Here is a 22452-nt window from a genome sequence, read left to right as displayed (position 1 = left end):
CTGAGCGACAGCACAAGATAGCTTGGCCGAAATTACGGATCGGAGCGACTCGGTTGGAAACGCTGCTTGTTCTTATTGGCCTGGTTGTTCTGGCCATCCCGGTGACATTGATTGCCCTTCTGGTCGGGCATTCCCGATTGCGTCGCCGGGTCGAACAACTGGAAGCGCAGATTCATAGGTTGGCGTCTGGCGATGCGCTTGCATCGCTGCAACCGGAACAAGATGCACCTTCACCGCAACCTGTGGCAGAGGAACAGGTTCAAAGCCCAGGGCCGTGGGCCGCGCCAAAGCGACAGGAAGACGAAAGCGCCGAAGATGTAGACACCGACGCCGCTACGCCTGCAATTGTATTTCGCCATGACCGGTTTGCCGCGCTGGGCGCGTGGCTGCGTGAGAACTGGTTTTACGCTGTCTCGGCCCTGTCGCTGGCATTGGCCGGTATTTTCCTCGTGCAATATGGCGTTGAGAACGGATTGTTGCCTCCGGTGGCCCGCGTTTTCGCCGCGCTTGGTTTTGGTTCGGCTTTGATTGTCGGGGGCGAGGTTCTGCGCCGCAGGTTCGGGGATGACGAAGCGGTGGCCACTGCCTACTTGCCATCGGTCTTTTCCGGGGCCGGTCTTGTCACCTTGTTCGGGGCCATCTTGTCTGCGCGGCAGCTCTATGGCCTGATCGGGGCCGAGACAGCTTTGGCAGGTATGGTTGTCATCGCGCTTGTTGGGCTTGTTCTGGGGTGGTTCCACGGCCCGCTGCTGGCTGCGGTTGGACTGATCGGAGCTTTTGCAGCACCCTTTCTGGTTGGAGGCGCATCTGACGATCCATCGTGGCTCTATGCCTATTTTCTTTTGGTTGCCGTTTTGGGGCTGGGTATCGACACGGTGCGGCGCTGGGCGTGGATTTCGGTTCTGACGTTGGTCGGGATATATGCGGCAAACCTGCTTTTGGTCAGTGGCGCTCCGTATACGGAACCGGGATATCTGGTCGCGACAACAGTGCTCGCACTTCTGGCGACGGCCATTCCGGTGCGGCGCGTTTGGCCCGATCATGCAGGGCGCATGATGTCTCAGGTGATCCGCAACCCCGGAACCCGCCCGTGGCCCGAGTTTCCAACTCGGCTCGCCGCGGGAGCTATTGCGGCCAGTGCCGCGATCCTGTCCTGGCATTGGGCAGACTCAGCGGCTGAATTCTGGTTGGGTGTCTGCCTGCTGTCCGTCCTGCTTCTGGCGCTGCTTTTGTGCGCCAAGGATGCGCCTGCGTTACAGGATCTGACCGTCCTGCCTGCGGCGGGCCTTGTGTTTTTTGTGGCCTCTCACGGGCTGGAATACGGAGTAGTTCTTCGCAGTTTCACCGACACCTATGCCGAGACGCCCGAGGCCGACTTTCCGATGGCAGCCACCGCGCTGGTTGCTTTGGGCGCGCTCATGTCGATTTTGATGGCATGGCGGTCATTCAGGGCAAACCAGTATCGTGCAATTTGGGCCGGGGGCGCTGTAATTCTTGCACCGGCGCTGGCCATCGCTTTGGAATTGGGCTGGCGTCCTGCCACGGTTATCGGTGCGTACGCCTGGGCCCTGCACGCGATTGTCCTGGCAATTCTGATGGTGGTTCTGGCCGGGCGTTTTGGTCGCGCCGATGGCGACGACCGGATGCGGGCTGCTCTGGCCACGTTGTCCGCGTTGTCTTGTCTGGTCTTTGCTTGCGTCATCGTGCTCAGCTCGGCCGCGCTGACGATTGCGCTGGTGGCCAGCATCGTCGCAGCAGCAGCCTTGGATCGCAGGTTCACCTTGCCGCAGATGAGTTGGTTTATCTGGGCCGGTGTCTTTACGGTCACGGTGCGCTTGGTGCTTGACCCGGGTCTGGACTGGGCCAATGCGGCCCCGGTGCCCGAAATGGCGATGGTCTATGGCGCGGCCACGTTGGGTTTCGTGGCTGGCTGGTGGCTGTTGCGTCCCTTGCAGCGGCCGGTTGCAGCACTGTTGCTGGAAAGCGCGGCTTGGGCAACAGGAGGCATTCTGCTGTCCCTGTTGCTACTGCGGTGGCTTGAAGGTTTCGGTGAAGGCGGGGCCGACAACAGCCATTGGGGTCTGGGCCTGCTGGCGGTCATCTGGCTGCTGCTGGCCTTCGCTCAGGTTCAGAGGTTTGGGCTGGGTGGCAAGCTGAATTATGCACGGTACGTGTTGGCGGCGTTCTTTGCCGGTCATGGCGTGTTCCGGCTGACCTTGGCGTTGACCGAACAAAACCCGTTGTTGAACCCCAACGCCGACCCGGTGCTTGGCCCACCGATTCTGAACACCCTTGTCCTTGCTTATCTGGTGCCTGCACTGACCATTGGATTCTCGGCCTGGCGGATCAGGGACATGCCAAAGCAGATCAGGCTGGCAAGCTACGCCATTACGGGCGCGTTGATTGCCGTGTGGTTTGGGTTGACCATCCGCCATGTATGGCAGGGAGCAGCAGGCATGTTTGAAGGCAACGGCGTCACGCAGCCCGAGCTTTATACATATACCCTTGTTCTGCTGCTGGTCGGGGCGGTGCTGTTCTACCAATCTCTGGCACGTGGTTCGGATGCGATGCGCAAGGCGGGGCTGGTGGTGATTGGGCTGGCGGTGGCCAAGGTCTTCCTGATCGATATTGCCGGTCTGGGTGGGCTGATCCGGGTGTTTTCACTGCTGGCGCTGGGGCTTGGGCTCGCTGGTCTGGCATGGCTGAATCGCTGGGCCAAGCTGCGCCATTCGCCGCATGGGCCGGAACCTCTGGACCATTGAAGGCAGGCGTCTTATAAGCGCGGCCATGTATGACCGGACGGCCATCATTATTCGAATTATATCCCCGGCGCTCTGACCCTCTGAGACGCCGGGCAAAGGTGTTTGAGAACTCGCACCGACCGCTTCGATCCAAGTACGACCTGATCATCCAAAGGACGCTCAAAATGTGCGCCGACACGATTCAAACGCCTGACTATAAAGAAACGCTGAACCTACCAAAAACCGATTTTCCCATGCGCGCGGGCCTGCCTGCACGCGAACCCGCATGGTTGGAGCGGTGGGAGACCATCGGTGTCTATGACCGCTTGCGCGAGAAAACGGGCCGCAAACCCTTTACTCTGCACGACGGCCCCCCCTATGCGAACGGCCACCTGCATATCGGCCACGCACTGAACAAGACGATCAAGGACATGATCGTGCGCTCCCATCAGATGATGGGCTTCGACGCGCGTTACGTGCCCGGTTGGGACTGCCACGGCCTGCCGATCGAATGGAAGATCGAAGAACAGTACCGCAAGAAGGGCAAGAACAAGGACGAGGTGAACATCATCGACTTCCGTCAGGAATGCCGCAACTTCGCCGAAGGCTGGATCGACATCCAGCGGGAAGAGTTCAAACGTCTGGGCGTCACCGGCAACTGGCCTGATCCCTACATCACCATGGACTTCCATGCCGAGGCCGTGATCGCCGACGAGTTCATGAAATTCTTGATGAACGGCACGCTGTATCAGGGCTCGAAACCCGTGATGTGGTCGCCCATCGAAAAAACCGCGCTGGCCGAGGCCGAGGTCGAGTATCACGACAAGGAAAGCTTTACCATCTGGGTGAAGTTCAAGGTCATGAACGCGGGTGATCTGGATGATGCGTTCGTCGTAATCTGGACCACCACTCCCTGGACCATGCCGTCGAACAAGGCGGTCGTGTATGGCAACGACATCTCCTACGGCCTGTACGAAGTCACCGGCGCGCCTGAGGAATGCTGGGCTAATGTGGGTGACAGATTCCTGCTGGCTGACAATATGGCCGCAGATGTGTTGGGTCGTGCCCGTCTGAACGACGATCAGTGGACCCGTGTACGCGGTGTCGCCACCGATGAACTTGAAGGTGTTCAACTGACCCACCCGCTGGCCGGGGCCGAGGGCGGCAATGGCGAATGGGACGACCTCCGCGACTTCCGCGCGGCTGACTTCGTGACCGATACCGAAGGCACCGGTTTCGTCCACTGTGCACCGTCACATGGTATGGAAGAGTTCGAACTCTACCGCGATTTGGGTATGTTGGAGCAGGTCATCACCTATAACGTGATGGATGATGGTTCGTTCCGCGCTGATCTGCCGTTCTTTGGTGGCAAATACATCCTGTCCCGCAAGGGTGGTGAGGGTGACGCGAACAAAGCTGTCATCGACAAGCTGGCCGAGGTTGGCGGGCTGCTGGCGCGCGGCAAGATCAAGCACAGCTATCCGCATTCGTGGCGCTCCAAGGCTCCGATCATCTACCGCAACACGCCGCAGTGGTTTGCATCCGTTGACCGCAAGCTGGATGACGGCATGGGTGAGATGGGCGACAGCATCCGCGAACGTGCGCTGCGCTCGATCGACGAGCTGGTGAAGTGGACGCCGCAGACCGGTCGTAACCGCCTCTATTCGATGATCGAAGCGCGTCCGGACTGGGTTCTGTCGCGCCAACGCGCCTGGGGCGTGCCGCTGACCTGTTTCACCAAGAAAGGTGCCTTGCCCACCGATGCGGATTACCTGCTTCGCAACGCAGACCTCAACGCGCGTATCAAGGCGGCGTTCGAGAAAGACGGCGCGGATATCTGGTACACCGACGGGTTCAAAGAGAAAATCCTAGACGGCATCGCCAACCCCTATGACTACGATCAGGTGTTTGACGTGTTGGATGTGTGGTTCGACTCGGGCTCGACCCACGCCTTTGTTCTGCGCGACCGCGAAGATGGGACCGAGGACGGTATCGCCGACGTCTACATGGAAGGCACCGACCAGCACCGTGGTTGGTTCCATTCATCCATGTTGCAGGCCTGCGGCACCAAAGGCCGCGCGCCTTATCGCAACGTCGTGACCCATGGTTTCACGCTGGATGCCAAGGGCAACAAGATGTCCAAGTCGCTGGGAAACACCATCGTACCGGAAGAGGTCGTCAAGCAATACGGCGCCGATATCCTGCGCCTTTGGGTGGCACAGACCGACTACACGGCCGATCAGCGTATCGGGCCGGAGATCCTGAAAGGCACCGCCGACAGCTATCGCCGTCTTCGCAACACTATGCGGTTCATGCTGGGCTCGCTGGCGGATTTCACCGAGGCCGACCGCGTTGCGCCCGAAGATATGCCGCGTCTGGAACGCTGGGTGCTCAGCCGGCTGGCCGATCTGGATGAGCAGGTTCGCAAAGGTTATGCGTCTTTCGATTTCCAGGGCGTATTCAGCGCGGTCTTTACCTTTGCCACGGTGGACCTGTCGTCCTTCTACTTCGACGTTCGCAAGGATGCACTTTATTGTGACGGCGACACGCCGCGCCGTCGTGCCGCGCGGACGGTCTTGGATATCCTGTTCCATCGCCTGACCACGTGGCTTGCACCGGTTCTGGTTTTCACCATGGAAGAGGTCTGGTTGGAGCGCTTTCCGGGCGACGATAGCTCGGTCCATTTGGTCGACTTCCCGGAAACGCCTGCGGATTGGCGTTTTGCCGAACTGGAAGAGGCTGTTGCCAAAGTGCGCCGTGTACGCCGTGCAGTGACGGCCGCGCTTGAGATCCAGCGTCAGGACAAGGTGATCGGCTCCAGCCTCGAAGCAGCTCCGATTGTGCATGTTGAGGACAGTGAAACCCTTGATCTGCTGGTGACCTTTGACGTGGACGATTTGTGCATCACGTCAGGCCTGACTGTGACCGGCGACCCGGCCCCGGCCGAAGCATTCCGCGTACCCGAAATCGAAGGCATTGCCGTCGTGTTCGAGAAGGCCGAAGGCGAGAAATGTCAGCGCTGTTGGAAAATCCTTCCTGACGTGGGCCGCCACGCCCACGCCGGAGTTTGCCGACGCTGCGATGAAGCGCTAAGCTGATGGAAACCGCCCTCTCGATCTTTCGAGGGGGCGTTTTTCGTTTCACGTCTGCACGGACTGCGGTGTCGGATTAAACAGGTCAAAGCCAATGGCCGGGTCCTTCAGGGCCTTCCAGACCTGATAATCCGTGAAATATCCAGTGTGCCCACCGGGATCGACCGGGATGTTGCGGTTTGCGGAAATCAGCCCGCCTTCAATCTCGGTCCCTACAAAGTCATCCTGCCGGAAGATGTTGAACCATGCGGCGTTCAGATTTTTGGGAACAACTGTGAACATCTCCGGAAAATAGCGCTGATAGATATGGGTCACAGGACAGCCCATCGTGATCAGCGTCAGGGTGCGCCCGTCAATCAGCTTTTGCACGCGTGGATCAGCCAGCATCTGTGTAGCAATCACGGTGCCTTGTGAATGTGAGATCACCGTGATGTGGTCCGCGGCAAAGATATCCACCACGTAATGCAGCGCACGGTAAAACCGTTCATCAATCGCCTTGCGATCCGGATAATTGCGCAGCCTGGTTTTAAGGTCCGCTTTCAGAAAGCACTTGTCGCGAATGGCATAGGTGACGATGTCTCTTGCCACGCCCAGCCCTGCCGCGACAAAATCGGAAAAGCGGTACATCAATGCTGTTGCACCCAGGACGATCAGGCCAATCTCGCCCTGTTTGCTTGCCAGCTTGTTCAAAACCAGGCCAATCACGTTGCAATTGTCCGTTCCGATCTGGCACAGGGGATCGACGTGCTGGCTCATCGCGATCTCTCGGATTGCGACCAGGGCCAGCGTGATTGCACCGAACAAAAAGACCCATTGTGCAAAACGATTGAGGATGGCGCGGCTGATCAGCCCGTCGCGGGCATGCAGGTTTGCCTTCAGCCTTCTGCGACCGGCAAACAGGCCAACACCGACAAACACAAGAAGGACAATTGCCGCAAAGGCAACGCTGAGCGTTTCGATGGAGTCACTGAGGAAATTGTCAAACAGACCGGTCAGTTTTCCATCCGAAAGCCCCGGAACCGTGTCGAGCATTTCCCGCAGCATAAGCCACAACCCGGATATAAAGAACATCCAGAACACCAACATCCCAGCACATACGCTGGGATACAGCCGTCTGTGTTCTTTCAGATTGTCTGCCTGAACCTTTTCATCAAGCCTGGTCGCAGAAAGCACGTACAAAATGATTGTCATGAAGATCAGTGAAGCCCAGAAAAACGCCAGCAGGTAGACCTGAAAAGCCACAAACTGCTCCAGCGCCGAAGGGCAGGCTGGGCTGCCCGGCAAGGGTGTGCAGGCCCGGATTTCCAGACCAAGCGGACCTATGATCAAGCAGATCAGCAGCAAGAACCCCATCCCGAAAATGCCGCGCCAGAATACGCGTCTTAGATAAGTCGGGGCTTTAAAGCTGCGCCTTAGTCCGTATGCGGCCCCTCCGGCGTAAAGCGTGAACAAGAGCCAGAACAGCAGGATTGTGCTTTGAAAGAAGATCCCGGGAACGCGATCGATCATCACGGCGAGCGCTCCGATCAGAAGATAGGCATTCAGGGTCGCGACTGCACCGAAGAAAACCCAGGCAAAAAGGTGAACCAGCCGCGCGGCCAAAGTGTTCCTGCCGTTGGCTTGGTCCGAGGCCACATCCGCGCGACTATGCGTTTGTTCGGCATTGTCCATCGCCAGATAACCCAGTGCGAGAACAACCCAGATCAGGTCCAACGCTGTCTTAATGACACCTTTCGGGGCGGGTGATCGATCTGCCCAGAAAACCTCCGCAAACATAGCTTCATCCAGCGGAGCAGACGGTTTTGTCACCTTGCGCAGGTTGACCGGGAACAATGTCGCGCTTCGGGGGGTGCCGTCGAAGGTTGTCTCGGCCAGCTCGATCATCCCGCGCTGAACCTCAATCGGCGGTTCGGGATTGCCATCCAGCCAGGTTGTCGCGGCCCCGACGACCTGATCGACGGTCTCACCGGGTATTTGTTCGCCAATTCCATGAACCGTCAGGATCAAATGACGACCCATCTCATGCTCCAAAACTCTTTTTGACAATGCAAGTAGGCTAACATGATTGCCGAAATTCACAAAATCCGCGCGTCGCGCAGCCCCCATGGCTTCCCCACTTGAACTTGGAGGATTGATCTGAAACCGTCATCCCATGGCGATGATTGCAGTTGAAACTCAGTTCGGAAGACTCGGGATCGAGGAAACCGATGGTGCCCTCACGCGGCTGGTCTGGGACGGCGAGGACGAGGGCGAGCCGACCGCTCTGCTGCGCGAGGCGGCGGCGCAGTTGATGGCCTATGACGCTGGTCGGCTTGACCGCTTCGATCTGCCCTACCGCATTCATGGATCGCAGTTTCAAAGGCAGGTCTGTGATCTCATGTATGCCATTCCCCTTGGGGAAACGCGCACCTACGGGGATATCGCCAAGGCGTTGGGGCAACCGGCGCAACCGGTCGGTCAGGCCTGCGGGGCAAACCCGATCCCCGTTATTATTCCCTGCCACCGAGTGCTGGCCGCCAATGGGCTGGGCGGGTTTTCCGGGTGCGGCGGGATCGAGACAAAGGTTGCACTGCTGCGGCATGAACGGGCGGCGGGTCTTTTGATCTGAGCCTCGAAATTCGGTTGCAATCCGGTCCGGGGAAGCACAACTTATGTCAGTTGCTGAATTTGAAGGATCGCATTGAATGAGCACTGAAAATGATCGCGCAGCCCAGAAGAAGGCCATTATCGACCGGTTGATGTCTCTTGAGGCAGAGGAGCTTGCAACGGCGCAGGCCCATTACGATGCGTTTCTGAAGGATGCCCAACTGGACGACCGGGAAGGCCACGACAAGGATGACATAGCCGCATCGCGCGAAAATGCCGATCTGGCGGCTGCGTTTGACGCGCCTGTCCATGCGCATCATGCCAAGATCGATGTGATCGAGAATACCGATTTTGGGCTGACAGATACAGTCAAGCCGGGATCGGTGATCAGGTTCAACAACCGCAGCTTTGTCGTCTGCGTTTCGACGACCCGGTTTGAGGTGGGTGGAGATACATATATGGGGATTTCGACGCAAAGCCCGATCTATCTGGCCATGGCCGGTCTGCGCGCGGGTGACGTCTTTACCCATAACGGTACTGAATTTGAGGTTCAGGACGTTCTTTGAACCGGGTCCGGCAGCGCTCGTGTCAGGTACGGCGCTGCGGAATGACCTGTTGTGCGATACCCGCAAATGTCAGGTACAGGCTGGCGATGACCAGACCCCAGTGTGCCCAGCTTTCGGGATGAAAATCGACCCACGCGGCCCAGCCCGCAAAGAACGTCCATGCAAGGGCGACCGGCAAGGTCACACTGCGCCAGCGTTCGGTGCGCACGGGGTGAACGAACTTCAAAGGTAGAAACATCGCAAGCGACAGCAGTGTGACCAGCAGCAGGATGATCCAGAAATTGGGTTCAAGCGCGAAGATCACGACAACGAACATGTTCCAGCATCCGGGAAAGCCGGAAAAGGAATTGTCCTTGGTTTTCATGCGAGTGTCCGCGAAATACATCGCGCTGGCGAAGGTGATGACAATGATTGCGAACCAGCCGGTCCACCCATCCATCAATCCGGATTTGAACAGCGCAAAGGCTGGAATGAACACATAGGTCAGATAATCGATGATCAGATCCAGCAAGACGCCGTCAAACTCGGGCGCGTTCTTTTTGACGTGATAGTGCCGCGCCAGCGGACCGTCGATGCCATCAACAACGAAAGATACAACCAGCCAAAGGTACATTAGGCTCCATTTCTCTTCCACGGCGGCCAGCATGGCCAGCATTGCGAAAACAGCACCTGTGGCAGTGAAGAGATGTACGCCAAGAGCTTTGAATCTGAGTGTCATGTTAGGGTCATGACCGATGCACGCCAGAGATGCAAACCAAAAGCCCGAGGTTTCTGTTCGATGTATCGGTCACGCCTTGGGGTGCGCGCGGTTGTAGACCTCCATCAGCCGAGCGGTATCCACTGCGGTATAGGTCTGTGTGGTTGATAATGAGGCGTGCCCCAACAGTTCCTGTATGGCCCGCAGATCTCCTCCGGCGGACAGCAGATGGGTGGCAAAGCTGTGCCGCATGGCATGAGGTGTGGCGGTTGATGGCAGCCCCAATTGCATCCGTGCCTTAGCCATGACGCCCTGAATTGCGCGCGGGTTCAGAGGGCTGCCACGGACGCCCCGGAACAGGGCTGCGTCCTTCGCTTGCTGGTGGGGGCAAAGCTGAAGATACCGGTCAACCGCATCTCGGGCGGCTGGAAGAACCGGAACGATCCGTTCCTTGTCGCCCTTCCCGACAATGCGCAATGTCTCGGGCAAGGGCGCGTCTGCACCGGTCAGAGACAAGGCCTCGGATATCCGCAGGCCGCATCCATAGAGAAGCGTGACAACCGCAACATCACGGGCCGCGACCCAGTCGGACACAGATTGCAGCTCGACCGTGTCAATCATGGCGCGCGCGGCGTCTTCGGCCAGAGGGCGGGGCAGTTTCTTGGTGAATTTGGGCGCGCGGGTCGACAGAACGGCGGTGGGTTCAAATCCCTCTCGCTCGGCCAGCCAACGATAGAAGCTTTTGACGGCGGACAGTTTGCGCGCAAGGGATCGCGCGCCGATATCCCCGCTGCGCTGATCTGCCATCCAGGCGCGCATGTCCGAGACGGTGATCCGTTCCAGCGCCTTCAACCCTTGTCGTTCCCCGTGATGAAGGGTCATGAAAGACAAAAACTCGGTGACATCGCCGCGATAGGCGGTCTGGGTGTTCTGGGACCGCCCCGCCAGCGCGCCCAGAGTGTCCAGCCAGTGCTGGAGCGCGTCGCGGCAAGCAGGTGAGATAAGGTTCACGACAGCCAGTGGCGCATCGAGCGTTCGAATACGCCGGAAAAGAAGGTGAGAAGATCGGTGCCGAGTTGCGGCGTGAAATGCCGCGGATCACGGGCCCCCATGACGATCATGCCCGGCAGGCGACCCGGACCGAGGTCCAGCTTGAGGCAGGCTTCCGAGCGCAACTGATCCGCCAGCGCGCCGAAAACACGTCGGTTCGGCTGATGAGTTTCGCGCAAGGTCACGTCGCGGACAGGGCCGCCGCGACCATTGGTCAGGTATTGGTTGATGAAGCCGGGCTCTGCGATCGTCAGAACGCCTCCAAGCCTGTCGATGGCAGGATCGTTCTGAACCACGGTGGTTTCCAGAACCAGCGTGATATGGTCAACCCGCAGGATATTTGCGACATCGGCGCCAAGGGCACGCAGGAAATCCTCGAATTCGACGGGTTCCAGCAAGCGCAAAATCGCGCGGTGTACCTGATTGGTGCCTGCAAGGTTTTCATAGGCCGCAGCGATGACCGAGCGGTGGGTATCTTCCAACCGGTCCAGCCGCGCCTCAAGCCGTTGCATGGCAATGCCGCGCAGATCGATCACATTATCACCCCGGGCGCGTTCGTTCGCGGCCACAAGGGCTTGCATCAGGTCCTTGTCGTCCAGAACGACGTCGGGCTCGGCCAGAATTGCCGCGCGGAGATTATCCTCGAGTTTGGGATTGCTGCTCATGTCCTGTCCGGTCTTTTTTTGTTGGGCGGCTTATAGCATGCTGAACCGGATTTGCCTTGGGAAAAATGCACGCAAGAGTGGATTTCCCCGGATGCTGTGGCGGATAGGCTCCCGCCTGCCACGCCTGATCGCAGATCAGGCTTTGGGCCGTTGGGCCGGGCACGGCGCCTGATAGCGCCGCGCGGTTGCACACCAGATCAGAGGATTTTCTGACCGGTTTTGGCCCAGTCTGCCAGAAATGTTTCCAGACCTTTGTCAGTCAGCGGGTGATCGGCCAGTTTCTTGATCACGGCTGGCGGCGCGGTGATGACGTCGGCACCAATGCGGGCACTTTCAGTAACGTGGTTCACGGTGCGGATTGAAGCGGCCAGAATTTCGGTTTCGAATCCGTAATTGTCATAGACCTGACGGATGTCGGCGATCAGATCCATGCCATCCAGGTTGATATCGTCCAGACGACCGATGAAGGGCGAGATGAAGGTCGCACCCGCTTTTGCAGCCAGAATCGCCTGATTGGTCGAAAAGCACAGGGTGACGTTGACCATCTGTCCTTCATCGCTGAGCGTCTTGCAGGTTTTCAGACCGGCCCATGTCAGCGGAACCTTCACTGCGATATTCGGGGCAATCTTGGCCAGCTTGCGGCCTTCGGCGATCATGTCGTCAGCTTCGGTCGCGACAACCTCGGCGGAAACGGGACCGTCGACCAGATCGCAGATCTCTTTGGTCACTTCCAGAATGTCGCGGCCCGATTTCAGGATCAGCGAGGGGTTGGTGGTCACGCCGTCCACCATGCCCAGATCGTTCAGTTCAGCGATGGCGTCAATCTCTGCAGTGTCTACGAAGAATTTCATGAGGGCAGTCCTTTGATGGGTTGGCCTTGGTCGCGGATGGCTTTACCTCAAAGAGAGCCATGCTGGAACCCCCTGCAAAGGATATGCTGTGAGCGCTAACGGATTTTTCGACGAGGGAGAGCTGATTGCGGTGCTGACAACGCAACCGCTTGACCGGACGTTGGATTACAAAGCGCCCGAAGGAGGGTGCTTTCTGGGTGCGTTTGTCGAGGTGCCACTTGGTCCGCGCAAGGTGTTGGGCGTGGTCTGGGGGCCGGGGCAGGGCGGTTTCGATCTGAACAAGGCGCGATCGGTGATCCGTGTGCTGGAAGTTGCACCGATGCGCGAGGAAATGCGGGCATTCCTCGGCAAGGTTGCCGACTATACTCTGACACCGATGCCCGCGATGCTGCGGCTGGCGACCCGCGCGCCGGGGCTGGGCGACCCGCCGTCCATGCGCAAGATCTATCGTTTGGGAGCCACCCTGCCAGACCGGATGACCGACGCCAGAATCCGTGTACTTGACGTGTTGCGCGACTATGGCGGGTTGGCATTCACGTTAAAGGAACTGGCGGAACAGGCAGGGGTAACTTCGTCCGTTGTCAAAGGCTTGGTCAAGCAAGGCGCGGTTCGTGAAGAAGACAGCCCGCGCGACCTGCCGTATCCGCATCTTGATCCCGATTTACCGGGAAAGGACCTGACCGAAGATCAGGCAAGTGCGGTTGCGCAGCTTCGCGCCGGGCAACGGACGGGGAATTACGGCACGACGCTGCTGAAAGGCGTGACGGGTTCCGGCAAGACCGAAGTCTATCTGGAGGCCGTGGCCGAAGCGCTGCGCATGGGGCGGCAGGCGCTTGTCCTTTTGCCTGAAATTGCGCTGACCGCAGAATTCCTGACACGGGTTGAAGCGCGGTTTGGCGCGCGCCCTGCCGAGTGGCATTCGGGCGCGACCATGACTGAACGCAGGCGGGTCTGGCGGATGGTCGGGCAGGGGGAAGCTCAACTGGTTGTTGGCGCGCGGTCAGCCCTGTTTCTGCCATTTCGCGATCTGGGGCTGGTCGTGGTGGATGAGGAACACGACACCTCGTACAAGCAGGAAGACGGGGTGCATTACAGCGCGCGAGACATGGCGGTCCTGCGGTCGGCCATCTGCGGCGCGCGGGTGATTCTGGCCAGCGCAACCCCCTCGCTGGAAAGCTGGGCAAATGCTGAGGCAGGTAAATATGATCGGATCGACCTGACTTCGCGTTTCGGGGCGGCAGTGTTGCCCGAGATGAAGCCCATCGACATGCGGGCCGAACAGATGCAGGCCGGAACGTGGATATCTCCGACTTTGCGGCAAGCGGTGCAGCAGCGGATCGAGAAAGGCGAGCAGTCGCTTTTGTTCATCAATCGTCGGGGATATGCTCCTGTAACCCTGTGCCGCGCCTGCGGGGAACAGATCGCTTGTGACCATTGCGACGCGCGCATGGTCGAACACAGATTCCTGAAGCGCCTGATGTGCCACCAATGCGGCGAGACCAAGCCGATGCCCGAGTTCTGTCCTTCCTGCGGGGTCGAGGGCAAGCTGGCTCCGGTGGGGCCGGGCATTGAGCGTTTGGCCGAAGAGGCCGAGGTGACCTTCCCCGAGGCCAAAATTGCCATGCTAAGTTCTGATCTTTTCGGCTCAGCCCGCGCACTAAAGGCCAAGATCGAAGAGATTGCGGCCGGGGATGCCGATATCGTTGTCGGAACGCAGCTGGTGGCCAAGGGGCACAACTTTCCCAAGCTGACATTGGTGGGGGTGATCGACGCGGATTTAAGTCTGCATGGCGCAGACCTGAGGGCTGCCGAGCGAACATTTCAGTTGATGCGGCAGGTTGCGGGGCGTGCCGGTCGGGCTGAAAAACCGGGGCAGGCGCTGTTACAGACTTTTCAGCCGGAACATCCGGTGATCCGGGCGATTCTGTCGGGGGACGAAGAGGGCTTTTGGCAGGCCGAGGCCGCCGGTCGGCAAGCGGCCGGTGTGCCACCCTATGGACGTATGGCAGGGATTGTTCTGTCAGGGCCAGAGGTCGGCCCGGTCTTTGACATCGGCAATGCCATGGCGCGCAACGACGGTCCATTGCGCCAGATCGGTGCACAGGTGTTTGGCCCCGCCCCGGCGCCGATTGCCCGTATTCGCGGACGTCACCGTGTCCGCCTGTTGGTCAAGGCACCCAAGGGCGCACCAATCCAGGATGCTATCGCCCGTTGGATTGCCCCGTTACGCCTGAAAGGCGATATCCGCCTGACCGTCGATATCGATCCACAAAGCTTTTACTGACGGTGACGTCTGCATTAACGCAGGGCCATTGTGCGCCGGTCGCTTCCCCCTCGCCAAAGTTGGGAAATGGGCGTAGAGGATTCTCATGCTGAAACCTATGCCCCTTGCCGAGGCGCAGAGCCTTCCGTTCTGGCGTCGTCCTGTCACGCTTCTGTTCGTGATGGCCTTGACCATGCCCATCGCGTTTAATGCGTGGAGCGCGCTGTTGAACAACTTCGTCATTGAGGCAGCGAATTTCGACGGGGCCGATATCGGCCTGCTACACACGGTGCGCGAGATTCCGGGCTTTCTGGCGGTCGGCGTGATTGCCGTCATCATTTTCATTCGCGAGCAGGTGCTGGCCATGATCTCGCTGATGATGCTTGGGGTCGCAACGGCTTTTACGGCCTGGTTCCCAAGCCTTGGCGGATTGCTGTTCGTGACCTTGTTCAGTTCAATCGGGTTTCATTACTATGAGACGGTAAACCAGTCGCTTCAGTTGCAATGGCTTCCCAAGGATCGCGCGCCGCAGATATTGGGATGGCTGGTCGCAATGGGCTCGGCTGCAACGATGGTGGTTTACGGGCTGATCGTTCTGACCTGGGAGCGGTTCGATCTGTCCTATAACTTTGTCTTCATGGCTGCTGGCGGTGCAACAGCTTTGCTAGCCCTGTTTTGCCTGTTCGCCTTCCCGCAATTCGATGCCCCCACACCGCAAACCAAGAAACTGATCCTGCGCCGTCGATACTGGCTATATTACGCGCTGCAATTCATGGCCGGTGCGCGGCGACAGATCTTTGTCGTCTTTGCCGGGTTCATGATGGTCGAGAAGTTCGGCTTTGAAGTGCATGAGCTGACCAGCCTGTATCTGATCAACCTGATGATCAACATGATGGTTGCTCCGTTGCTGGGTAAAGCGGTGGCCAAGTTTGGCGAACGGCGCACGTTGATCTTTGAATACACCGGTCTGGCGATCGTGTTCGCAGCCTATGGTGGCATCTACTGGTTTGGCTGGGGCGTGCTGTTGGCGGCGACGCTCTATGTCATCGACCATGTGCTGTTTGCGCTGGCGCTGGCGCTGAAAACCTATTTCCAGAAAATCGCTGATCCGGCGGATATTGCGCCAACTGCCGCAGTCGCGTTCACGATCAACCATATCGCCGCGGTTTTCTTGCCCGCGTTGCTGGGTTTGCTCTGGGTCATGTCGCCAGGCGCCGTATTTGGCCTAGCGGCGGCGATGGCGGTCGTTTCTCTGCTGCTGTCCCTGCTGGTTCCACGCCACCCGGAACCGGGCAATGAGACCGTCCTGAGCAAATACGCGCCAGCCCCGGCGGAATAGGTCGCAAGCTTGACGTTGGCGGCGCACCGTCCTACGCGCAGTGCCAACTGAAACAGGAGTTCCCCATGCCCACATTCACTGCGCTGACTACGCTGACAGGTAAGAAAGCCGCCGAAGGTCTGGGCGAAGCGATGGAGCGGCTGGAGCCCGAACCAACCGGCGTCGGTGTGTTCGAGGTCGAAGATGGCTCGGGCCTGTGGGAAGTGGGTGGATATTTCACCGAAGCCCCTGACGAGGCCGCATTGGCCGTTCTGGCAGTTGCCTTTGAAGCCAAACCTTTTGTTGTGTCGGAATTGCCTGAAACCGATTGGGTGGCCCATGTGCGGCGCGAGCTTGCCCCGGTTGAGGCGGGCCGCTTTTTTGTCTATGGCAGCCACGATGCCGACAAGCTGCCCGACGGTCGCATTCCACTGCTGATCGAGGCGGCAATGGCCTTTGGCACCGGGCATCACGGTACCACGCTGGGATGTCTGAAAGCTCTGGACCGGTTGTTGGATGAAGGATTCAGTGCCTCGAAAGTAGCGGATATCGGTTGCGGCACGGCCGTTCTGGCCATGGCGGCAGCCCGGGTATGGGATGGTGATTTCATTGCCAGCGATATCGACGAGGTGGCCGTTGAAGTGGCCGAAGCCAACCTGAAGGCAAACGGTATGTCCGGCGCGGTTCGGTGTGTTGAAGCCGCAGGTTTCGATCATCCCGACCTCAAGGCACACGCACCCTACGATCTGATCTTTGCCAATATCCTCAAAGGACCTTTGGTGGCCTTGTCACCCGAAATGGCAGCGAATCTCCGCCCAGGTGGGCATGCGATCCTGTCGGGAATCCTTAACGAACAGGCCGATGACGTGGTTTCCGTTTATTCACAAAACGGGTTCAATCAGGCCTATAGGGCCGAGATTGGTGAGTGGACGACCCTAATTTTAACCAAACAGGGCGCGAATTAGGCCATTTGCAGGAGTTTTATAGGTTTTTGCCACGTTTTTGTCGCAATCTCTTTTTACCGTTTTCTGAATGAAGTCGAGGGGGGCGGTTTTTGGAGGCTGCCATGACGGGTAAACAACTGGAGTTCAATCAGCGCGTAAATCGCCTGAACAAGAAACACCAAAAGATGAGCCGCGGCTATCGTGCGACGATGCGCAAGGATGGCCTGGTTGTGATGAGGCCGCAGCGGGTGAGCTCGGCGGTGCCAGCAAAGGTGCTGTTGCTTACGCTTGTCGGTTTCTTCGCCTTCAAAGCATTTCTTTTGTCCCACCTTAGTCCCACCGGCTATCAATATCGGATCGACAGCCTGAACGAAGGCACACCAGTCGAAAAAGCCGGTGCCTGGGTGATGCAAATCGATCCTGTGTCGCAAGCCCTCGCCACTCAGTTGAACAAAGTTTTCTACTAATCCGCTCCCTCGGATTAATAAAACACCGCGTACCCTTACGGTGCGCGGTGTTTTTGTGTGCCCCTCAAGGGAGGAGGAAGGGGCGTATAAGTGTTGGGGTCGGTTCTTAGCGGCGACCTTCGGCAATGAAGTCGATGTCACCGCGGCACAGGCCGATATCGTCCAGTTCGCGGTCGGTCAGACCGGTCAGCGCGTTGCGGGTTACGCGGGCGTCATTCCATTCAACTGCGGCGTTAACGGCCGATACGAAAAATGCGCCGATACGGCCAACAAGGCCGAACGAGCCAGTGGTAGCGACGCGGGTTGTGTCCAGTGCAGCCATATCCTGTTTCCTTCTGGTTAGTGTTCACATTGCATTTCTGCGATCTGCGGGGCATCTAGTGCCGCCATTTCGTTCGCACAAGTTCAGTTTTTGCATGTGTCCTATGCGTTTTCTGCAAGGCTTCACGAAGTTGTAATCCCCTTAAACAATTGGTGAAAAAGCCTTTGAGAAAGTGTCGAATTCAGACTTCACTGGGTCGCAAAACGCGCCCGAAGTCGCGCCTGAAACACGCGTGTCGTTTTCAGCCCTGGGGTCAATTCGCTTGGAAAATGTTCACGCTTCGTGCTAGGCGTTGAAAAAAGATCACACAACCCGAGCAGGCCGAGGCAAAACATGCGAATTCTGGGCATCGATCCGGGGCTTAGAACCCTGGGATGGGGCGTCATCGAATCAAATGGCAGCCGCCTGAGCCATGTGGCCAATGGATTATGCAAATCGGATGGCGACGATCTGGGCGAGCGGTTGCTGTCGCTGCACAATCAGATTGTCGAAGTGATTGCGGATCACAGGCCCGATCAGGCTGCTATCGAACAGACATTCGTGAACAAGGACGGGGCCGGAACCCTCAAGCTTGGGCAGGCGCGTGGCGTGGCGTTGCTGACGCTGGCACAGGCCGGTCTGCCGGTGGGGGAATATGCACCCAATCGGGTCAAAAAGACCGTGGTGGGCGTGGGTCATGCCGAGAAAGAGCAGGTTATGCACATGGTCAAACTGCAATTGCCGGGCTGTTTGCCGAAAGGGGCCGACGCGGCGGATGCACTGGCGATTGCAATCTGCCACGCCTATTACGGAAAGACGCAACAGGCGCGTGTGAAAGAGGTGCGGGCATGATCGGAAAACTGACAGGGCGGCTGGATTATCGTGCGGCAGATCATGTGCTGATCGATGTCCGGGGCGTCGGCTATCTTGTCTATTGTTCCGACCGGACCTTGGCGGCATTGCCGGGGGTGGGCGAGGCGGTCTCGATCTACACTGACATGGTTGTCCGCGAAGACCTGATGCAGCTTTACGGGTTTCTGTCGCTTGTCGAGAAAGAGTGGCATCGCCTGCTGTGCTCGGTCCAGGGGGTCGGCGCGAAGGTGTCGCTGGCGATCCTGAGTGCATTGGGACCCGACGGTGTCAGCCGCGCAATTGCCCTGGGGGACTGGGGTGCGGTAAAGGCGGCCAAGGGGGTCGGGCCAAAAACAGCCCAGCGGATCGTGTTGGACCTCAAGGACAAGGCGCCGGGTGTGATGGCCATGGGTGGCACGATTACTCAGGCGCTGGACGGCCCGGAACTTGAGGTTGTTGAGCCGAATGATTCTACGCCCGCACCTAGACGTGTATCGAAGCTGCCATCAGGTGCTGCGGCCGCGTCTGCCGGGGCGTTGTCGGCGTTGGCCAATCTTGGATATGGGCCGTCCGACGCGGCGGGCGCTGTGGCTGAAGCGGCTGCAAGCCAGCCGGATGCGGACGAGGCTGATCTGATCCGCGCGGCCCTCAGGCTGCTGGCTCCGAAAGGGTAAGTGAATGGTTGACGCTGATCCCACCCTGCGCCCGGAGCCCCTGCCGGAAGACAATGACCGCGCCTTGCGTCCTCAGGGGCTTGATGAATTCATTGGTCAGGCTGAGGCGCGCGCCAACTTGCGCATCTTTATCCAGTCAGCCCGGCAACGCGGCGAGGCGATGGACCACACCTTGTTTCACGGACCTCCGGGGTTGGGCAAAACGACCCTCGCGCAGATCATGGCGCGTGAATTGGGAGTGAATTTCCGCATGACCTCTGGCCCGGTTCTGGCCAAGGCGGGGGATCTGGCAGCGATCCTGACCAATCTTGAATCGCGTGACGTGCTCTTCATCGACGAGATTCACAGGCTCAACCCGGTTGTGGAGGAAGTGCTGTACCCGGCCATGGAAGATTTCGAGCTGGATCTTGTTATCGGCGAAGGTCCTGCTGCGCGCACCGTTCGGATCGAATTGCAGCCATTCACACTGGTGGGGGCCACCACGCGGATGGGCCTGCTGACAACGCCCTTGCGTGACCGGTTTGGTATCCCGACCCGGCTTCAGTTCTACACGGTGGATGAGTTGCACGAAATCGTCACCCGGAACGCGCGGAAACTGGGCGCGCCCGCGGATAACGATGGTGCGCGCGAAATCGCGCGCCGGTCGCGTGGAACCCCGCGTATCGCCGGGCGATTGCTGAGACGCGTTGTGGATTTCGCGATTGTCGAAGGGGACGGGCGGATCACACGGGACCTGGCCGATGGTGCCTTGACCCGTCTGGGCGTTGATAATCTGGGTCTTGATGGTGCGGACCGGCGGTATCTGAAGCTGATTGCCGAAAACTACGCAGGCGGCCCGGTGGGGATTGAAACCCTGTCTGCCGCGCTGTCCGAAAGCCGCGACTCGCTTGAGGAGGTGATCGAGCCCTATTTGCTGCAACAGGGGCTAATCCAGCGTACTCCGCGCGGGCGGATGTTGGCGCAGAAGGCGTGGACGCATCTTGGGATGGCCGCGCCCAAGCGGCAAAGCGATCTGTTCGGTTGAAGCCCGCGCACTTAGATTTTATACCTTTCGGCGAGAGTATTTTTAAAAAGATAAAGGGCTGGCGGTGACACCGGAAGAAATTGAGGCGCTGTTCACACGCGAAAGCGGCGAGTTTCTGTTTACGCGCTGGGGACGGCCTATTGTTCCGATCGTTTTCGGCGTTGAAGACGAGACGCTAGCCACCGTAAAGGGGGCTTTTGAAGCTGTTGTCACGCTGGCCGGTCACCAAATGGCCGAGACGGACCCTGAACTTGGCGCGAATTGCATGGTTTTCTTTTTCCGGGACTGGCAGGAACTGCTGGAAGTACCGGACCTTGATCGTCTGGTTCCGGATCTGGAACCTTTGGTTGCACGGCTGGTCGAGGCAGATGCAAACCAGTACCGCATTTTCCGGTTCGAAGAAGATGGCGCGATCCGCGCGGCGTTTGTGTTTCTGCGCATGGACAAAGAATTGTCGAAGGTTCCGGCTGAAACCCTTGCGCTCAATCAGGTCGTGCAGACAATCTTGCTCTGGTCGGACACTGCATTTCGCAATCAATCTCCACTGGCAATCGCAGGTGAGGCCACGATCCTGCGTCCCGACATCGCGTCCTTGATCCGGGCGGCCTATGATCCGGTTTTGCCACGGGCGGCACAGGATGCCTCGCACGCGTTAAGGCTGTTTGCCCGTCTGGAGACGTTGCAATGAAACACACCTACCCCATCCGCGTGTATTATGAAGACACCGACATGGGTGGGGTTGTCTATCATGCGAACTACCTGCGCTATATCGAGCGCGCGCGCTCGGACTGGGTGCGTAATCTGGGCAATGACCAGAACGCCATGCGGGAAGTAGGCATTGTTTGGGTCGTGCGGCGGCTTGAGGCCGAGTATCTGGCGCCTGCAAGGTTCGATGATGAATTGATTGTCGAAACCGAAGTTACCGAAATCTCGGGCGTGCGTCTGACCATGGCACAGCTTGTCCGACGCGGTGAGACCGAAATATTTCGTGCAACAGTCACGGCCGTTTGCATCAATAAAGCAGGCAAGCCGATCCGTTTGCCGGCAGAGATTCGCGCATTGATGTAACAATTTGCGGACCGTGGGTGGTTCTGTTGGCTTTTCATGACCAACTGAGATAGCGTTTGGCAAAACAAGGCCAAACGAACGGCCATCAGGCAAAACAAAGAGCAGGTTCATGGAAGCTGAAACGCTGGCGCTGGCGCAGGAGATCGACTTCTCCATGTGGGGGCTGTTTGCCCGCGCGACCTTTATCGTCAAACTGGTGATGCTGGTACTTACCGGCGCATCCATATGGTCCTGGGGGATCATCATTCAGAAGCTGATCAACTATCGCGCGGCCCGACGCGAGGCGCAGGTTTTTGATGAAAGCTTCTGGTCGGGCAACCCGTTGGATGAGTTGTTCGAGCAGATCGGAACCCAGCCGGATGGCAGCTCGGAAAAAATCTTTGCATCAGGCATGATCGAATGGCGCAGGTCGCATCGCAATGATGGCGGGCTGATTGCCGGGGCAACCGCGCGTATCGACCGGTCGATGGATGTCGCCATCGCGAAAGAGGCGGAAACCTTGAAAAAAGGGCTTCCCATTCTGGCGACTGTTGGCTCCACAGCTCCGTTTATCGGGCTGTTTGGCACCGTTTGGGGCATCATGAATGCGTTCATCGAGATTGCCGAGCAGCAAAACACTAACCTTGCTGTGGTGGCTCCCGGCATCGCCGAGGCGTTGATGGCGACAGGGTTGGGCCTTTTGGCGGCGATCCCGGCGGTGATTTTCTACAACAAACTCAGCGCAGATAGTGACCGGATCGTTGGCGGCTATGAAGCCTTTGCGGATGAATTCGCAACCATCCTGTCGCGCCAGTTGGACAGCTGAAGATGGGCGCTGCGATCCAGCAATCTTCGGGCGGCAATGGGCGCAGACGTGGTCGGCGTCGCGGTCGCGCGCAGCCGATGGCCGAGATCAATGTGACCCCTTTCGTGGATGTCATGCTGGTATTGCTGATCATCTTCATGGTGGCCGCGCCATTGCTGACGGTTGGTGTTCCGGTCGATCTGCCCAAGACCGCGGCCAGTGCGCTGCCCGGCGACAACGAAGAGCCTTTGACCGTGACTCTGACCGCAGACGGCCGCGTGCAGATCCAGACCACCGATGTGTTGCGCGAAGAGTTGATTGGCAAGCTGCGTGCCATTGCGGCAGAGCGGAGCAGCGACCGGGTTTTCCTGCGGGCCGATGGCGCAATCCCTTATGCACAGGTGATGCAGGTCATGGGTGCACTGAACGCGGGCGGTTTTTCCAACGTTGGCCTTGTGACCGATACCGGTGGGCCGACGCTGGATGAAGGTGGAGAGTGAGGTCGCACG

Annotated in this window: 21 protein-coding genes; 15 read left to right on the top strand and 6 right to left on the bottom strand. The window is 58.7% G+C overall.

Annotated elements, in window-relative coordinates:
- Positions 1 to 53 precede the first annotated feature (53 nt).
- Positions 54 to 2762 carry a DUF2339 domain-containing protein gene (locus ACR3FC_RS05335; protein WP_480473750.1) on the top strand — a complete coding sequence of 903 codons (2709 nt, stop codon included), beginning with the start codon at positions 54 to 56 and terminating at the stop codon, positions 2760 to 2762.
- A 164-nt stretch (positions 2763 to 2926) separates the two neighbouring features.
- Positions 2927 to 5839, top strand: coding sequence for an isoleucine--tRNA ligase (gene ileS, locus ACR3FC_RS05330; RefSeq protein ID WP_480473749.1), 2913 nt, complete (start codon positions 2927 to 2929; stop codon positions 5837 to 5839).
- 42 nt (positions 5840 to 5881) lie between these two features.
- Here ileS and ACR3FC_RS05325 read toward each other — a convergent pair whose 3' ends face one another.
- Positions 5882 to 7852, bottom strand: coding sequence for a hypothetical protein (locus tag ACR3FC_RS05325; protein WP_480473748.1), 1971 nt, complete (start codon positions 7850 to 7852; stop codon positions 5882 to 5884).
- 133 nt (positions 7853 to 7985) lie between these two features.
- Here ACR3FC_RS05325 and ACR3FC_RS05320 point away from each other — a divergent pair, with 133 nt between their 5' ends.
- Positions 7986 to 8441: a methylated-DNA--[protein]-cysteine S-methyltransferase gene (locus ACR3FC_RS05320; RefSeq protein ID WP_480473747.1), complete on the top strand. Its 456-nt coding sequence runs from the start codon at positions 7986 to 7988 to the stop codon at positions 8439 to 8441.
- A 76-nt stretch (positions 8442 to 8517) separates the two neighbouring features.
- A complete protein-coding gene (locus ACR3FC_RS05315; protein WP_480473746.1) occupies positions 8518 to 8985 on the top strand; it encodes a hypothetical protein in 468 nt (155 codons plus the stop codon).
- Positions 8986 to 9007: 22 nt separating this feature from the next.
- Here the strand turns inward: ACR3FC_RS05315 and ACR3FC_RS05310 are convergent, their stop codons facing one another.
- The 4 genes from ACR3FC_RS05310 to fsa form a co-directional block, all read right to left on the bottom strand.
- The gene (locus ACR3FC_RS05310) at positions 9008 to 9703 is read right to left on the bottom strand and encodes a CDP-alcohol phosphatidyltransferase family protein (protein ID WP_480473745.1); all 696 of its coding nucleotides are present in this window, start codon (positions 9701 to 9703) and stop codon (positions 9008 to 9010) included.
- A gap of 69 nt (positions 9704 to 9772) precedes the next feature.
- Positions 9773 to 10693, bottom strand: coding sequence for a tyrosine recombinase XerC (locus tag ACR3FC_RS05305; RefSeq protein WP_480473744.1), 921 nt, complete (start codon positions 10691 to 10693; stop codon positions 9773 to 9775).
- Positions 10690 to 11397 carry a DUF484 family protein gene (locus ACR3FC_RS05300; RefSeq protein ID WP_480473743.1) on the bottom strand — a complete coding sequence of 236 codons (708 nt, stop codon included), beginning with the start codon at positions 11395 to 11397 and terminating at the stop codon, positions 10690 to 10692. Before ACR3FC_RS05300 ends, ACR3FC_RS05305 begins: the two co-directional genes overlap by 4 nt.
- 197 nt (positions 11398 to 11594) lie before the next feature.
- Positions 11595 to 12248, bottom strand: coding sequence for a fructose-6-phosphate aldolase (fsa, locus tag ACR3FC_RS05295; RefSeq protein WP_209505487.1), 654 nt, complete (start codon positions 12246 to 12248; stop codon positions 11595 to 11597).
- Positions 12249 to 12336: 88 nt separating this feature from the next.
- Between fsa and ACR3FC_RS05290 the strand changes: the two genes are divergently transcribed.
- From ACR3FC_RS05290 to ACR3FC_RS05275, 4 genes are all read left to right on the top strand, one after another.
- Positions 12337 to 14532, top strand: a complete 2196-nt coding sequence (locus tag ACR3FC_RS05290; protein ID WP_480473742.1) for a primosomal protein N' — start codon at positions 12337 to 12339, stop codon at positions 14530 to 14532.
- 85 nt (positions 14533 to 14617) lie between these two features.
- Positions 14618 to 15850 (top strand): MFS transporter, encoded by a 1233-nt coding sequence (locus tag ACR3FC_RS05285; protein ID WP_480473741.1) that lies wholly within the window; start codon positions 14618 to 14620, stop codon positions 15848 to 15850.
- A gap of 65 nt (positions 15851 to 15915) precedes the next feature.
- A complete protein-coding gene (locus ACR3FC_RS05280; protein WP_480473740.1) occupies positions 15916 to 16794 on the top strand; it encodes a 50S ribosomal protein L11 methyltransferase in 879 nt (292 codons plus the stop codon).
- 89 nt (positions 16795 to 16883) lie between these two features.
- Positions 16884 to 17240 (top strand): hypothetical protein, encoded by a 357-nt coding sequence (locus ACR3FC_RS05275; protein ID WP_480473739.1) that lies wholly within the window; start codon positions 16884 to 16886, stop codon positions 17238 to 17240.
- Positions 17241 to 17346: 106 nt separating this feature from the next.
- Here the strand turns inward: ACR3FC_RS05275 and ACR3FC_RS05270 are convergent, their stop codons facing one another.
- The gene (locus tag ACR3FC_RS05270) at positions 17347 to 17562 is read right to left on the bottom strand and encodes a DUF1127 domain-containing protein (protein ID WP_480473738.1); all 216 of its coding nucleotides are present in this window, start codon (positions 17560 to 17562) and stop codon (positions 17347 to 17349) included.
- 333 nt (positions 17563 to 17895) lie between these two features.
- Between ACR3FC_RS05270 and ruvC the strand changes: the two genes are divergently transcribed.
- From ruvC to tolR, 7 genes are all read left to right on the top strand, one after another.
- Positions 17896 to 18393: a crossover junction endodeoxyribonuclease RuvC gene (gene ruvC / locus ACR3FC_RS05265; protein WP_480473737.1), complete on the top strand. Its 498-nt coding sequence runs from the start codon at positions 17896 to 17898 to the stop codon at positions 18391 to 18393.
- A complete protein-coding gene (gene ruvA / locus ACR3FC_RS05260) occupies positions 18390 to 19067 on the top strand; it encodes a Holliday junction branch migration protein RuvA (protein WP_480473736.1) in 678 nt (225 codons plus the stop codon). The genes ruvC and ruvA overlap by 4 nt, the downstream gene beginning before the upstream one ends.
- Before the next feature lie 4 nt (positions 19068 to 19071).
- On the top strand, positions 19072 to 20091 hold the full coding sequence (gene ruvB / locus ACR3FC_RS05255) for a Holliday junction branch migration DNA helicase RuvB (protein ID WP_480473735.1): 1020 nt from the start codon (positions 19072 to 19074) through the stop codon (positions 20089 to 20091).
- A 64-nt stretch (positions 20092 to 20155) separates the two neighbouring features.
- The gene (locus ACR3FC_RS05250) at positions 20156 to 20779 is read left to right on the top strand and encodes a hypothetical protein (protein ID WP_480473734.1); all 624 of its coding nucleotides are present in this window, start codon (positions 20156 to 20158) and stop codon (positions 20777 to 20779) included.
- Entirely contained in the window at positions 20776 to 21159 is a 384-nt protein-coding gene (gene ybgC / locus ACR3FC_RS05245) for a tol-pal system-associated acyl-CoA thioesterase (protein ID WP_480473733.1), read from the top strand. Before ACR3FC_RS05250 ends, ybgC begins: the two co-directional genes overlap by 4 nt.
- 109 nt (positions 21160 to 21268) lie before the next feature.
- A complete protein-coding gene (gene tolQ, locus ACR3FC_RS05240; protein WP_480473732.1) occupies positions 21269 to 21964 on the top strand; it encodes a protein TolQ in 696 nt (231 codons plus the stop codon).
- Between the two features lie 2 nt (positions 21965 to 21966).
- Positions 21967 to 22443: a protein TolR gene (gene tolR, locus ACR3FC_RS05235; RefSeq protein ID WP_480473731.1), complete on the top strand. Its 477-nt coding sequence runs from the start codon at positions 21967 to 21969 to the stop codon at positions 22441 to 22443.
- Positions 22444 to 22452 lie beyond the last annotated feature (9 nt).

The sequence above is a fragment of the Ruegeria sp. AF3 genome (assembly GCF_056536285.1).
This window is presented reverse-complemented; position numbering and strand designations above follow the sequence as displayed.

What these genes read in the sequence shown, in the direction of transcription:
- ileS (WP_480473749.1), top strand. Translation starts at nt 2,927, where the DNA reads ATGTGCGCCGACACGATTCAAACGCCTGACTATAAAGAAACGCTGAAC.
- ACR3FC_RS05325 (WP_480473748.1), bottom strand. Translation starts at nt 7,852, where the DNA reads ATGGGTCGTCATTTGATCCTGACGGTTCATGGAATTGGCGAACAAATA.
- ACR3FC_RS05320 (WP_480473747.1), top strand. Translation starts at nt 7,986, where the DNA reads ATGGCGATGATTGCAGTTGAAACTCAGTTCGGAAGACTCGGGATCGAG.
- ACR3FC_RS05315 (WP_480473746.1), top strand. Translation starts at nt 8,518, where the DNA reads ATGAGCACTGAAAATGATCGCGCAGCCCAGAAGAAGGCCATTATCGAC.
- ACR3FC_RS05310 (WP_480473745.1), bottom strand. Translation starts at nt 9,703, where the DNA reads ATGACACTCAGATTCAAAGCTCTTGGCGTACATCTCTTCACTGCCACA.
- ACR3FC_RS05300 (WP_480473743.1), bottom strand. Translation starts at nt 11,397, where the DNA reads ATGAGCAGCAATCCCAAACTCGAGGATAATCTCCGCGCGGCAATTCTG.
- fsa (WP_209505487.1), bottom strand. Translation starts at nt 12,248, where the DNA reads ATGAAATTCTTCGTAGACACTGCAGAGATTGACGCCATCGCTGAACTG.
- ACR3FC_RS05285 (WP_480473741.1), top strand. Translation starts at nt 14,618, where the DNA reads ATGCTGAAACCTATGCCCCTTGCCGAGGCGCAGAGCCTTCCGTTCTGG.
- ACR3FC_RS05280 (WP_480473740.1), top strand. Translation starts at nt 15,916, where the DNA reads ATGCCCACATTCACTGCGCTGACTACGCTGACAGGTAAGAAAGCCGCC.
- ACR3FC_RS05270 (WP_480473738.1), bottom strand. Translation starts at nt 17,562, where the DNA reads ATGGCTGCACTGGACACAACCCGCGTCGCTACCACTGGCTCGTTCGGC.
- ruvC (WP_480473737.1), top strand. Translation starts at nt 17,896, where the DNA reads ATGCGAATTCTGGGCATCGATCCGGGGCTTAGAACCCTGGGATGGGGC.
- ruvA (WP_480473736.1), top strand. Translation starts at nt 18,390, where the DNA reads ATGATCGGAAAACTGACAGGGCGGCTGGATTATCGTGCGGCAGATCAT.
- ruvB (WP_480473735.1), top strand. Translation starts at nt 19,072, where the DNA reads ATGGTTGACGCTGATCCCACCCTGCGCCCGGAGCCCCTGCCGGAAGAC.
- ybgC (WP_480473733.1), top strand. Translation starts at nt 20,776, where the DNA reads ATGAAACACACCTACCCCATCCGCGTGTATTATGAAGACACCGACATG.
- tolQ (WP_480473732.1), top strand. Translation starts at nt 21,269, where the DNA reads ATGGAAGCTGAAACGCTGGCGCTGGCGCAGGAGATCGACTTCTCCATG.
- tolR (WP_480473731.1), top strand. Translation starts at nt 21,967, where the DNA reads ATGGGCGCTGCGATCCAGCAATCTTCGGGCGGCAATGGGCGCAGACGT.